This window comes from Holdemanella biformis DSM 3989 (assembly GCF_000156655.1).
Taxonomy (GTDB): Bacteria; Bacillota_I; Bacilli_A; order Erysipelotrichales; family Erysipelotrichaceae; genus Holdemanella; species Holdemanella biformis.
The window spans coordinates 306,162-318,188 of record NZ_DS996842.1; the positions used below are offsets into that span (position 1 = coordinate 306,162).

Genomic DNA, 12,027 nt, shown 5'->3' on the forward strand with positions numbered 1-12,027 from the left:
AGACTTTATTCTCATTACATGCCTGCAAAAAGAAAAAGCCAGGAATATTATATCCTGACTTGAATACCATGAATAACTAAACAAACAGTTGATTCTCTTTCAATAGAAATGATTCTTGATCTGTTCATCTACATTATACAATTCTATATTAACCAGAATACTTTTCTTCCTGGTTTCATAATACGAAAAGAACTAGATTCCTCTAGTTCATACTTGCCTGTTCTCTACACTTACCACAAACTGAATAATTTGGACAAGCATCTGTACATGCATTGTCGACAACCGTTCTTAATTGAGCTGGCATCATTGTCGTGATCTCATCATCATCATATCCAACCACAAGACTTTTTTCAGATAAAAGAATCGGCCTTTTTAAAATCGATGGATTTTCCTGAATCAAAGATACAAGTTCTTTCATTGAATAATCATCAATATCCTTTTTTAAAGCCTGAAACGCTTTTGAACGAACCGAAATAATATCTTCCGTTCCATTTTCACATCGCGACAATAAATATTTAATTTCACTTTCCTTCAATAATGAAGTAAAAATATTTTTTTCAATAAATTCAATTTGGTTGTCTTTTAACCATTGTTTTGCCTTACGGCAACTCGCACAACCTGGAGAAGTATATAAAATTACCATAATAATTGCCTCCTTCAACTAATTATATCATATTACTAGGTTTAAAATAAATAGTTGTATCTATTATTTATATGTGCTATATTCTTCTCTAGTGAGGTAAAAAATGGAAAAAGCTATTCTATCTAGAATTAATTTAAAAACATTAGATACAAATATCGCATATGATTATTTTGAAACAATTTCAGATTTAATTGATACAAAAGAAGTTCAAGATTTAAAAAAATGCAGCCAACACTTAGCTACATCCCGCTTTCAACATTCATTGAATGTTTCCTATTATTCATTTTTGATTTGTAGAAAATTCGGACTCGACGCCTACAGTGCAGCTCGTGCCGGTCTTTTACACGACCTATATTACTATGATTGGAAAACCAATGACAAACGTCCCTTAGAAGGAAATCACGCCAAGATTCATCCAATCATCGCTCTAGAAAACGCAAAAAATATTACAATAACCAATCCAACCATTGATGATGCCATTTTACATCACATGTGGCCACTAAAGACAAGTCATCCAAACACAAGTGTTGGATGGATCATTCAAGCTGTAGATAAATTTTGTGCCATTACAGAAATGGGACACCAATCCCTATTTAGAGCAAGTCGTTCAAACAATTTATTAAGCTATTGCATTCTATTTACATTCTTATTGACAATATAGGCAGCTAGATCATCTAGCTGCCTTTAATTTTTCCTTAAATTGTTCTAACCATAAAGAACCATCTTTTTCTAAACCATACTCACCCATTTGAATACTTGGCTTTTTCTCCCCATGAAAGTCACTTCCACAAGTAATCAATAAATGATGTTCTTTGGCAAGATTTTCATAATATACATTCTGTTCTGGCGTATGATAATTACTATAAGCTTCAATACCATCCACACCAGATTCCAATAAGATTTTTAACATCTCATCGTTTTTATAAAAAGTAGTAAAAGGATGTGCAACAATCGCAAGCCCACCTGCTTCATGAATTTTTTGTACCGACTCTAAAAAATCAGGCATAGGTACATATACAAACAAGTCCGATCCATATTGACATTTATCCCAAAAGAAATTCACAGGAGCCGGATCACTTCTTTTACCGCCAGGAATATAATCCTTAAAATCTGGAATATCTTGATAACGAGGATCATTAAACATATGTGTACACATCACAAACCATGGATTTTTACCATTCGCCTCTTTTAATATCGCCTCTTCATCAATTTCAACCCCATATTTCGCACGCAATCGATCACAACGAGTTGAAAATGCATTTCTAGACTTTACTTGCGTTTTTTCTAATAAATTTTGAAAATAATCATTATCTAAATCAATACCATACCCAAGTAAATGCACATCTGTATAACCAATGCTTGTTGAACACTCAATAGCTGGAATCACTTCTATTCCAGCTTCATTTCCTAAGCGAATCATTTCCTTTACACCACTAATACAATCATGATCACTAAGAGCAATGGTCTTTAGCCCTTTTTCTTTAGCGATTTCAATCAATTCTTTTGGCGTGAATTGACCATCGCTCGAATAACAAGAATGCATATGCAAATCAAATCTATTCATACTTACCTCTTATAATATATAGAAAAATAAAATCACAAAAATACCAAGAATAATGCGGTACCATCCAAAAACAGTAAAATCATGATTCTTTACATAATTTAATAAAGCTTTTATCGCAAATAAGCTGACCACAAAAGCTACAAAAGTACCTAATACCAATAAGAATAATTGTCCAAAACTAAACAATCCAACCTTCATCAAATATTTGATGACCTTTAAAAGACTTGCACCAAACATAACAGGAATGGCTAAAAAGAAGGAAAATTCACTTGCGACTGTTCTTGAACAACCACAATATAAACCGCCCAAAATCGTGGCTCCAGATCTTGATGTACCTGGAATTAAAGCCAAACATTGAAAACAACCAATCTTTAAAGCCGATTTGTAATCCAAACGCTCGATGGTTTGAATCTTTTCTTTCTTTGGATGTTTTTCTACGAATATAAAGATCATTCCATATAGAATCAAAGTGATCGCAATCACAATATTCTTCGATAAATAATCCTCAATGATATTATCCAATAATAAACCAATGATGGCACAAGGAATTACTCCCACAATCACCTTTGACCACAGTTGCAATGTCTGTTTCTTCTTCTTTGCTGATTTTCTTGAATCAAACGGATTCAATTTTTGCTCATACAAAACTAAAACTGCCAAAATACTACCAAATTGAATGACAACTTTGAACACTTCAAAAAATTTAGCCGGCTCTAAAGGCCATATACTCGAGAACAAAATCAAATGTCCTGTTGAAGAAATAGGTAACCATTCGGTAATTCCTTGAATGATACCTAAAAAGATTGTTTTAATAATATCTATCATTCTTCATTCCTTTTTGATGCATAATCATGAACCATCTCTTTAAAGATTTCTCCACGAATCTCATAATTTTTAAATTGATCAAAACTAGAACATGCAGGACACAACAAGACAATATCACCCGGTTTCGCAAACAAGACAGCCTTTTCAAACGCATCCCTCATTGTTTCAACACTCACTTGATTCGAAAAAATATCTTTAAATTTATCTTTTGTTTGACCAAAAGATATACATTTCTTAACAACCGCATCATATTGTTTCAAATCATCAAAAGAAATATGTTTATCTTTACCACCACATAGTAAGATCACATTCTTTTCAAAAGCGGATAATCCAGCACAAGCCGCATGTGTATTTGTTGCCTTTGAATCATTATAGAAACGCACATTATCGATTGTATCCACATATTCAATACGATGCTCTACACCACTAAATTCACGAATTACTTCTTGAATATTAAATAGGGAAACACCCATTAAGTAAGCCATACAACTTGCCATCATCGCATTACCACAATTGAATTCTCCAACAATTTTTAAATCGGATAATTTAAACAATTGTGTATCTTTATAATAGGCATATTGATCATCTTTATATAAGTCAACATCTTTTCTTTTTAAAGAAAAATCAATCACATGACAAGGAATGTTTTGTGCATACTTCACAACATTTTCATCATCCACATTACGAATAAAATAATCATCCGCATTTGTGTTTTCATAAATACGCATCTTACTTTCAAAATAAGCCTCTAGACTATCCATATAATCTAAGTGATCTGGCGCTAGATTTGTGACAGTCGATACATGTGGTCTAAATGTTTCAATACCTAACAATTGAAAATTACTCAATTCCAAGGCTACATTATAATTTGTATCCGTATATTCCAAAGCCAATTCACATAAAGGCGTACCAATATTTCCAGCAACTAAACTCTTTTTTTGACGATTCAACATCTCAAATAATAAAGTTGTTACCGTTGTCTTTCCATCTGTACCTGTAACAGCCGCATAATCAAAGTTTTTCGCATAACGATATGCCACTTCAATTTCCGTATAGATTTTTGCGTTTTGTTCCACAAAATAATGAACGAAAGGAACACGATAAGGAATTCCAGGATTCTTTACAATAAACGCATATTTCTTTTCTTTTAAACAATCTGGATGACCTTCATCATATACTTCAATACCCAATGATTCTAATTCACTCTTTTCATTCACTTTATTAGAATCTGTTAAAATCACATGATACCCATTTTTTAATAATAGTTTACTTACCGCAATACCACTACGAGCCGCACCAATAACCAATACAGTTTCCATTCTACATTACCCCCAAAACAAGCCCAAGAATAGCTAAGATCACACCTACAAGTCTAAAGCGAGTTACAACCTTTTCTTCAGACCAGCCACACATTTCAAAATGGTGATGTAAAGGCGCCATCTTAAAGATTCTCTTATGTGTTTTTTTATAATACGTAACCTGTATAATTACACTTAAAACCTCTGCCACAAACACAAATCCAATGACAATCAAAAGGATTTCTTGTTTTAAAACCATTGCGATGGCCGCTATAAAGCCACCTAATGCCAAAGATCCAGTATCACCCATAAAGATCTTAGCTGGATGCTTATTGAATTTTAAATAGCCTAGTAACGCAAAGATAACCATACAAATCAAACATGCCACATTATTTAAGTCTTGAATGAATGCGAAAATCGCAAAAGGAACTAATGCGATCACCATTTGACCTGCACATAATCCATCCAAACCATCCGTTAAGTTAACGGCATTGGTTTCTGCTGTAAACATTAAGAAAACTAAAATAAAGTAGAACCATGATAAATTGATAGTGACATCAAAAATAGGAATCCAAATATCTGTAGTTGAATTTGTTCGGTACAAGAAGAAAAATACAACAGCTAAAATAGATTGAAGTAAAAACTTATGCGCTGGTTTTAATCCTTCATTGTTCTTTTGAACTACAATAATATAATCATCAATAAATCCAACAACACCATATCCTACAAAGGCCAATAAAATAATCATTGTGTTCATATCTAATTTGAATGGTGTAAAGAAAGAACCAATCACATACACAAGTGTAGGTACAATAATAAAGGCTAAGCCACCCATAGTCGGCGTACCATTTTTCTTTTTATGGCTTGCCAAGCCCTCTTCTCTTTCCGTCTGTCCAAATTTGATTTTATGTAAATAATCAATCAATCCAGGCATGATGACCAACATAATAACGAGTGTGATTAAACACATTCCAATAATCCATATATAATTCGAATTCAACATTCTATCTACTCCTCTTTTCAAAACACTATCATTATAACATTCTATTGAATTCCTAACAAATTTTAATTCAGGACTTGAAATACAGGCTTGTTAATGGTATTATAGTTAAGCGATTGCGTAAATGAAAGAAAAAGGAGGACATTAAGATGTCAAGAGTATGTGCAGTATCTGGAAAAGGTCCTTTATCTGGAAATAAACGTTCTCACTCAATGCGTGCTTCTCGCCGTAAATGGAACGTGAATCTTCAAAAAGTTCGTGTTGTAGTTGACGGAAAACCTCAAACTATCCGTGTTTCAGCTAGAACATTAAAAACATTGAAGAAACAAAACGCTATTTAATTTTAGATAATTAGGATCCTTAAAAAAATTATGCATAAGATAAAAAAGAAGAGATAAACTCTTCTTTTTTTCTATTTATAGAATTCTTTTAATTTTTCATTCAAACATTTGGCAACCTTCAAGTCTTGTTTGAATTGAAAATTATATTGAATGACTGGAGATTTCGAAATATATACATATACCTTATTTCCATTTAATAATTGAATTTCAATACCCACATATACTTTTTTCATTTCAATGAAAATACTATGATTCAAAGTGCTCACTAATATCCTGTGAAAAAACATAGGTGATTTATCTTTATACTTTGCGTCTTCATATACAATTTGACTTGAAACAACATCTAAAAACGAATACTTCCCTAAACTTCCATCCAATATAGTAAATTCTTTCTTTTTCTCGTCAAAAATAAGACTATTCATGAAAATCACCACCCTATATTTCTATTTTACCATCCACAATAAGCTAAAAGTGCAGATTTCTCTGCACTTTCAGCTTGGCTCTATTTACTTTTACAGGATATTATTATATTTCAAACCATTGAATTTCGCATTCCGCTAATTCAACTTCAAAACTAGAACCATCACCCTTATAAATTGTTGTAGTTTGAGGTTCATATGTATTATTTACAACACAGAAACTATTTGTAGAAGGATATACATTGACATCTACATTATAGTTTTCTGAATACCAATGTTTCATCTCATCTTCCTTATGTGCCGCAAAGAAGATGGCACGATATAAGAGTCGTACATTTTCAAAACTAAAAGGAAGACCATTCATATACACACCGCGCCCTTTTCCATATTCATTCACGGCTAGATTTACATGCAGATCTTTTTCAGCCAAGATTTCTGTACCAGGTAGTGCATATACATTATTGATGCATTCTCCCCAGTCTTCATGCTCTAATTGTTCCGTAATAAAATGATTTGGATGCACTTCCCAATTATACTTATCTGTATGCATAGTGAAACCTAATTCTTTATCCACACCTAATACATCATATAATGTAAAATATTTACCATTACGATTTATAGCTGTTGGCTCACCGACACCGATGAATCCACCACCTTGATCAACATAGCGACGAAGTGCTGTAATGATTGTTTCGTCAAATTCTGCACCACCACTAAAACTTGTATAGGCAGAACCAATATTCATCACAACATCCATATCCTCTAAAATGGATGGATCTTTGCGAATATCATCAAAACTAATAAAGCGAACATCAAACGGGAATCCACTCAATGCTTCCATAACACCAGTGTATGAATAAATTTGTTTATACCAAATCGCATGATGAACTAAATGCGTTCCCCAACGACGAAGTTCACCCCAACTATTGATAACACCCACTTTTAATAAGTTGTGTGGAACTTGTTGATTTACATGTGAATATAAAGTACGGAATTCATCACAAACCTTTTCAATATAATCAATGAATTCTGGGAAATCCAACGCAAGTTTTAAATATCCACCATACCCAATTCGATCCACTGGACTTCGCAAGATGGCTCTTCTTGCTGTAACCCAATTGACCTTAGCTTCTTTTAATGGATCTCCATTTTCATGGAAAACATCTGGGAAGAAATAAGGTAAGAATCTTCCTTCTGTATATTTAACACCTTTAATATCTGAAATCAAACGAAGTGTAGTACCTGAACCAACCGAACCTACAACGGCATCTAATCCAATCGATTCAAAATATTTACCAAATGGTTCTGTACCAATCCAGTGATCCCCTAAAAACATCATGGCTTCTTTTCCATATTCATGACAAATATCGACAAATTTTTTAGCCAGCTTACTCACTTCACGCTGTTGGAAATCCATAAAGTCACGATATTCCTTTGTAGGAACACAGAATGTAGAGTTATTGAATCCTTTGTTGATAATATATTCCGCTCTGAATGGATAGCCTACTTCTTTTTCAAACTGTTCCAAAATGTATGGAGATACAGAAGCACTATATCCAAACCAGTCTACAAATTTTTCTCGAGCAAACTCATCAAATTGTAAAGTAAACTGGTGGAAGAATGTTGTAAAACGAACAACATCCACATCATCTCTTTCTTCACAGAATTTTCTGAATTTATCTAAAACATACTTTTGTGTTTTAGGCTGTCTAACATCATAAGTCATCTGATGCTCTTCATCTTTCCAATCATTTGTTAGAGCATTATACATATGTACTGGATCCCAGATCACAAAAGCTAAAAAGCTTACAGTATACGCATGATATGGAATAGTTTCATGAATAATCACTTCCATTGTTTCTTCATCATAATCCCAATTTGTGACAACTTCATCTGTAGTACGATCAATCACTTCCCACCATCTATGATTGTCTTTAATGTTTGGTTTTAATTGATCTGAATAGAAATGCTGCATGATTTGAATCTTTAATTCCGTATCACGAGCTGTCACAAAATCACTCATCAAATACATTTGTTGAATTTCATCTGGATTTGCTTTTGCCCAAGCATTATCTTTTCTTGTCGTATAATACGTTGCATATTGTTTGATGTCCATTTTACGCAATTCTTCCGGCATATCCGTTCCATCACAGTCACGAATCGCATCGGCTTTCCATCGATTAATGATTTCAATTGTTGCATCAATTACATCAACATCTGTCGGTACAGTTACTCTGCCTGTTTCAATCATTTTAATTCTCTCCTAAACTAATCTATTCTATTTTCTGTTTCTAAATCAAAGAAATGCACTTTTGATAAATCCATCGTCAACTTAATTGTTGTATGTGCTTCTGGTTCTAAACGTGAATTTACTTTTGCGCACATTTTTTGCCCATTCAAAGAACCATGTAAAATATATTCATGTCCTAATAATTCAGCCACTTCAATTTCAAAATCAAAGTTTGCACTTGGATACGTATCGGCAACAATGCCTTCCCCATGTAGATCTTCTGGACGAATACCCATAATGATTTCTTTTCCTTGGTAGCTAGAAAGTTTTTCGCGATACATCAAAGGAATATCAATCTTCATATCATCTACATAAAAGAATCCATCTTGATATGTACCTTTAATAAAGTTTGTTGCTGGAGCCCCCAAGAATCCTGCAACAAATAGATTTGCGGGATTATTATAAATTTCTTTAGGTGAACCAATCTGTTGAATATATCCACCCTTCATAACAACAATACGATCCGCCATTGTCATAGCTTCTGTTTGATCATGTGTAACATAAATTGTAGTAGCACCAATTCTTTCATGTAGCTGAATGATTTCAGAACGCATTTGAACACGCAATTTAGCATCTAGGTTTGAAAGTGGTTCATCCATCAAGAATACTTTCGCATTACGTACAATCGCACGTCCTAATGCAACACGTTGTCTTTGTCCACCCGACAATGCCTTTGGTTTACGATCCAAATAAGGTTCGATTTCCAAAATACGTGCCGCTTCATGTACACGTTTATCTATTTCTTCCTTGCTGAACTTACGAAGTTTTAAACCAAAAGCCATATTCTCATACACACTCATATGTGGATATAAAGCATAGGATTGGAATACCATCGCAATATCACGATCTTTTGGTTCCACATCATTCATTCTTTTTCCATCAATATAGAAATCGCCTGCACTAATCTCTTCCAAACCAGCAATCATACGAAGTGTTGTAGACTTACCACATCCACTAGGTCCTACAAACACAATAAATTCTTTATCTTTTACATCTAAATTAAAGTCAAATACAGCCTGAACATTGTTGTCATATATTTTATCAACATGCTGCAATGATAATTCTGCCATACTTCATCCTCCTATTTATGTTTCTTGTTGTATAAAAACAACAATGTAAGCAAACCCGTCAATCCAACAATTTCAATCATTAAATTACGAACACTAACTGTCTTTTGTGCCCAAATGATTAGTCCTAAAAACACAAAGAATAAAATAATCATAACTATATTCATTACTTTATTATCATCTCTCATACTAGACACCTCTTACTCTTTCATTCCACCAATGCTCATACCTTGTGTAATCTTCTTTTGAACACAAATATAAAGAATCAGTGTTGGAATCATAACAATTACCAATCCAGCATACATAACGCCAAAATTCGCTTGTGATTTTGCATCAGCCATCAAATATTTAACACCAACTGCCAAAGTCGCATTATCTTTATCCATAAATGTAAATGCGATAATATATTCGTTCCAGAATGCTAAAAACTGAAATAAAATTACAGTAATAATACTAGGTCTAGCCATTGGAATCATAATTTTAGTCATAGTCTTGAAATAGCCACAACCATCAATACGAGCTGCTTCTTCATAAGCTTTTGGCAATGTTTTGAAATAACCTGTCAACAAATAAATCGTAAATGGCAAGGCTGTTGCTGCATAAACAACAGAAAGCCAGAATTTACTATTCAAGAAAAAGTCGACGCCAAGCTTGATATCGGCATTAAATAACATCAAGAAAATAGGTAATACGATGTAATTCACGTTGACAAATAGTCCGGCCATAAACAATCCGTTAAAGAATTTCTTTCCAACAAAATCAAAGCGAGCTAATACATACGATGCAGGAAGAGCAACCACCAACAAGATAACTAAGGATAATGCGGTTACAATGATCGTATTCAACAAATAATCACCCATTCTTGCCTTCACAAAGGCATCCACAAAGTTTGACCATAACATTTGTTTTGGAAAATCAAATGGATTGCCACTTACCAATTCTAGTTGCGATTTTAAAGATGCAAGGAAAACCCATGCGATCGGTACAATAATCGAAATAGCCAACGTAATCAATGCTACATAAACAAAGATTTTATATAAAGGAAAATTACGCCTCTTCATATTTCATCCTCCTAATACTGCAATACATCACGTTCTGTGACTTTATTTATAATAGCGGATAACGCAAATGAGAATACGAAGATACAAACTCCGATTGCCATACCAAATCCATATTTACCCGCAAACGCATTGTTATACATATAGTTCAATGCCACTTCACTTCCTAAGTTTCCTTCACTTGTCAACTGCACAAACATAAAGGATAAGTTAATTGTAGAAATAACGAAGAAAGTCAAAGTTGTACGAATGTTATCCCAAATCAATGGTAAAGTAATCATAAAAAATTGCTTTACTTTACTTGCCCCTTCTAAACTTGCAGCTTCATAAAGATTTTCTGGAATACTTGTCATACTCGACATATACATAACCATATAATATCCAATGGCCTGCCAAACTAATGCACCAATAATAGAATAGTTAATAATAGCTGGATTTCCCATCCATTGTCTTTGTAAAGATTCTAGACCAATCATACCTAAGAATGAATTCAAAATACCATTGGTTGGTTGATAAATGGCTGAGAAAATACCTGCGATGACTACAATACTCAAAATATTTGGAATATAGAAAATCACGCGGAAGAAATTCTTTCCTACAAATTCTTCACGAGTTAATAAGGTCGCAAATAAGACTGCCAACACCAAAGTGATGATTGTGATCAATACAACATATAAAATTGTATTTTGCATAGCCTCAATAAAACGCATATCGTTAAAAAGAACCTTAAAGTTGAATAAACCTGCAAAAGTGGCATCACTTACGAAATTGCTCTTTTTAAAGAATGCCGTCTTAAATACATCAATCGTTGGAATGACCATAAAAATGACAACCAAAATAACGGCTGGTGCAAGACACGCAAATACGAAACGATTTTGTGCTTTCTTTTTATTCATGAGTTACCTCCCATCTTTTAAAAAGCGACGAGCAATAATATGCTCATCGCTTTATGTTAAAATATACTTTTTTAATTATTCAGCTACGGCTTTATTTTTTGCTAATTTAGCCCAAGCATCTGATAATTTAGCTTGATAATCTTTTGCACTTAATTCACCTGTTGCTAAAGAGTCGATTGAACCAAATACTGTAGCAGCACGATCGAAATCTGGTAAGTTATCTGTGTTATAAGGAGCAAATGCACCTAAAGCTGCAGAAGCATTATCATATACTGAGAAGAATTCTTTTGTATATCCATCTTCCATAGCTGCAATCGTATCAGACATAGTATCTGTTGGAACAATGTTTCCACCTTCAGCCATGATCTTAACGCCTTCTTCAGAATAGATAAACTTCAAGAATGCTTTCGCATCATCTACGTTTTTAGCTTGAGCAGGAATCCATACTTGTTCAGTCATAGATCCAACGAAACGTTCACCATCTTTTTCTAATGCAGGCAATGGAAGTAATCCCCAGTGATAATCTTCAGGAGTTGTATCTGCCATTTCATTTACTACCCAGTCACCATTAGGCATGAATAATGCTTTTCCATCAATAACTGCCTGTTGGTTCATTGTGAATCCAT

General features: G+C 33.6%; 14 protein-coding genes. 2 read left to right on the forward strand and 12 right to left on the reverse strand.

Features of this window, described 5'->3' with window-relative positions; genetic code table 11:
- Nucleotides 1-202: 202 nt before the first annotated feature.
- The gene (locus EUBIFOR_RS06465) at nucleotides 203-643 is read right to left on the reverse strand and encodes a Spx/MgsR family RNA polymerase-binding regulatory protein (RefSeq protein WP_003865175.1); all 441 of its coding nucleotides are present in this window, start codon (nucleotides 641-643) and stop codon (nucleotides 203-205) included.
- A 103-nt stretch (nucleotides 644-746) separates the two neighbouring features.
- Between EUBIFOR_RS06465 and EUBIFOR_RS06470 the strand changes: the two genes are divergently transcribed.
- On the forward strand, nucleotides 747-1,304 hold the full coding sequence (locus EUBIFOR_RS06470; protein WP_003865176.1) for an HD domain-containing protein: 558 nt from the start codon (nucleotides 747-749) through the stop codon (nucleotides 1,302-1,304).
- Between the two features lie 9 nt (nucleotides 1,305-1,313).
- On the opposite strand, the gene EUBIFOR_RS06475 is transcribed toward EUBIFOR_RS06470, so the two are convergent.
- Genes EUBIFOR_RS06475 through mraY form a run of 4 tightly spaced genes read right to left on the reverse strand, consistent with a single transcriptional unit; the run spans nucleotide 1,314 to nucleotide 5,333 of the window.
- The gene (locus tag EUBIFOR_RS06475; protein ID WP_003865177.1) at nucleotides 1,314-2,207 is read right to left on the reverse strand and encodes a PHP domain-containing protein; all 894 of its coding nucleotides are present in this window, start codon (nucleotides 2,205-2,207) and stop codon (nucleotides 1,314-1,316) included.
- A 9-nt stretch (nucleotides 2,208-2,216) separates the two neighbouring features.
- Nucleotides 2,217-3,032 carry an undecaprenyl-diphosphate phosphatase gene (locus EUBIFOR_RS06480; protein ID WP_003865178.1) on the reverse strand — a complete coding sequence of 272 codons (816 nt, stop codon included), beginning with the start codon at nucleotides 3,030-3,032 and terminating at the stop codon, nucleotides 2,217-2,219.
- Entirely contained in the window at nucleotides 3,029-4,351 is a 1,323-nt protein-coding gene (gene murD, locus EUBIFOR_RS06485; protein ID WP_003865179.1) for a UDP-N-acetylmuramoyl-L-alanine--D-glutamate ligase, read from the reverse strand. Before murD ends, EUBIFOR_RS06480 begins: the two co-directional genes overlap by 4 nt.
- Before the next feature lies 1 nt (nucleotide 4,352).
- Nucleotides 4,353-5,333 (reverse strand): phospho-N-acetylmuramoyl-pentapeptide-transferase, encoded by a 981-nt coding sequence (gene mraY / locus EUBIFOR_RS06490; RefSeq protein WP_050755951.1) that lies wholly within the window; start codon nucleotides 5,331-5,333, stop codon nucleotides 4,353-4,355.
- Between the two features lie 146 nt (nucleotides 5,334-5,479).
- Between mraY and rpmB the strand changes: the two genes are divergently transcribed.
- Nucleotides 5,480-5,671, forward strand: coding sequence for a 50S ribosomal protein L28 (rpmB, locus tag EUBIFOR_RS06495; RefSeq protein WP_003865181.1), 192 nt, complete (start codon nucleotides 5,480-5,482; stop codon nucleotides 5,669-5,671).
- A gap of 71 nt (nucleotides 5,672-5,742) precedes the next feature.
- Here rpmB and EUBIFOR_RS06500 read toward each other — a convergent pair whose 3' ends face one another.
- From EUBIFOR_RS06500 to EUBIFOR_RS06525, 7 genes are all read right to left on the reverse strand, one after another.
- On the reverse strand, nucleotides 5,743-6,093 hold the full coding sequence (locus EUBIFOR_RS06500) for a hypothetical protein (RefSeq protein ID WP_003865182.1): 351 nt from the start codon (nucleotides 6,091-6,093) through the stop codon (nucleotides 5,743-5,745).
- A gap of 103 nt (nucleotides 6,094-6,196) precedes the next feature.
- Nucleotides 6,197-8,341 carry a 1,3-beta-galactosyl-N-acetylhexosamine phosphorylase gene (gnpA, locus tag EUBIFOR_RS06505; RefSeq protein WP_003865183.1) on the reverse strand — a complete coding sequence of 715 codons (2,145 nt, stop codon included), beginning with the start codon at nucleotides 8,339-8,341 and terminating at the stop codon, nucleotides 6,197-6,199.
- A 17-nt stretch (nucleotides 8,342-8,358) separates the two neighbouring features.
- Nucleotides 8,359-9,450, reverse strand: a complete 1,092-nt coding sequence (locus EUBIFOR_RS06510) for an ABC transporter ATP-binding protein (protein ID WP_003865184.1) — start codon at nucleotides 9,448-9,450, stop codon at nucleotides 8,359-8,361.
- Between the two features lie 11 nt (nucleotides 9,451-9,461).
- On the reverse strand, nucleotides 9,462-9,635 hold the full coding sequence (locus EUBIFOR_RS12945) for a DUF6903 family protein (RefSeq protein WP_003865185.1): 174 nt from the start codon (nucleotides 9,633-9,635) through the stop codon (nucleotides 9,462-9,464).
- Between the two features lie 12 nt (nucleotides 9,636-9,647).
- On the reverse strand, nucleotides 9,648-10,508 hold the full coding sequence (locus EUBIFOR_RS06515) for a carbohydrate ABC transporter permease (RefSeq protein ID WP_003865186.1): 861 nt from the start codon (nucleotides 10,506-10,508) through the stop codon (nucleotides 9,648-9,650).
- Between the two features lie 11 nt (nucleotides 10,509-10,519).
- Nucleotides 10,520-11,401 carry a carbohydrate ABC transporter permease gene (locus tag EUBIFOR_RS06520; RefSeq protein WP_003865187.1) on the reverse strand — a complete coding sequence of 294 codons (882 nt, stop codon included), beginning with the start codon at nucleotides 11,399-11,401 and terminating at the stop codon, nucleotides 10,520-10,522.
- A 75-nt stretch (nucleotides 11,402-11,476) separates the two neighbouring features.
- Nucleotides 11,477-12,027: extracellular solute-binding protein (locus EUBIFOR_RS06525; RefSeq protein WP_003865188.1), on the reverse strand; the 551-nt coding region annotated here is incomplete at its 5' end.

What these genes read in the sequence shown, in the direction of transcription:
- EUBIFOR_RS06465 (WP_003865175.1), bottom strand. Translation starts at nt 643, where the DNA reads ATGGTAATTTTATATACTTCTCCAGGTTGTGCGAGTTGCCGTAAGGCA.
- EUBIFOR_RS12945 (WP_003865185.1), bottom strand. Translation starts at nt 9,635, where the DNA reads ATGAGAGATGATAATAAAGTAATGAATATAGTTATGATTATTTTATTC.
- mraY (WP_050755951.1), bottom strand. Translation starts at nt 5,333, where the DNA reads ATGTTGAATTCGAATTATATATGGATTATTGGAATGTGTTTAATCACA.
- gnpA (WP_003865183.1), bottom strand. Translation starts at nt 8,341, where the DNA reads ATGATTGAAACAGGCAGAGTAACTGTACCGACAGATGTTGATGTAATT.
- EUBIFOR_RS06470 (WP_003865176.1), top strand. Translation starts at nt 747, where the DNA reads ATGGAAAAAGCTATTCTATCTAGAATTAATTTAAAAACATTAGATACA.
- EUBIFOR_RS06480 (WP_003865178.1), bottom strand. Translation starts at nt 3,032, where the DNA reads ATGATAGATATTATTAAAACAATCTTTTTAGGTATCATTCAAGGAATT.
- EUBIFOR_RS06500 (WP_003865182.1), bottom strand. Translation starts at nt 6,093, where the DNA reads ATGAATAGTCTTATTTTTGACGAGAAAAAGAAAGAATTTACTATATTG.
- rpmB (WP_003865181.1), top strand. Translation starts at nt 5,480, where the DNA reads ATGTCAAGAGTATGTGCAGTATCTGGAAAAGGTCCTTTATCTGGAAAT.
- EUBIFOR_RS06515 (WP_003865186.1), bottom strand. Translation starts at nt 10,508, where the DNA reads ATGAAGAGGCGTAATTTTCCTTTATATAAAATCTTTGTTTATGTAGCA.
- EUBIFOR_RS06520 (WP_003865187.1), bottom strand. Translation starts at nt 11,401, where the DNA reads ATGAATAAAAAGAAAGCACAAAATCGTTTCGTATTTGCGTGTCTTGCA.
- EUBIFOR_RS06475 (WP_003865177.1), bottom strand. Translation starts at nt 2,207, where the DNA reads ATGAATAGATTTGATTTGCATATGCATTCTTGTTATTCGAGCGATGGT.
- murD (WP_003865179.1), bottom strand. Translation starts at nt 4,351, where the DNA reads ATGGAAACTGTATTGGTTATTGGTGCGGCTCGTAGTGGTATTGCGGTA.
- EUBIFOR_RS06510 (WP_003865184.1), bottom strand. Translation starts at nt 9,450, where the DNA reads ATGGCAGAATTATCATTGCAGCATGTTGATAAAATATATGACAACAAT.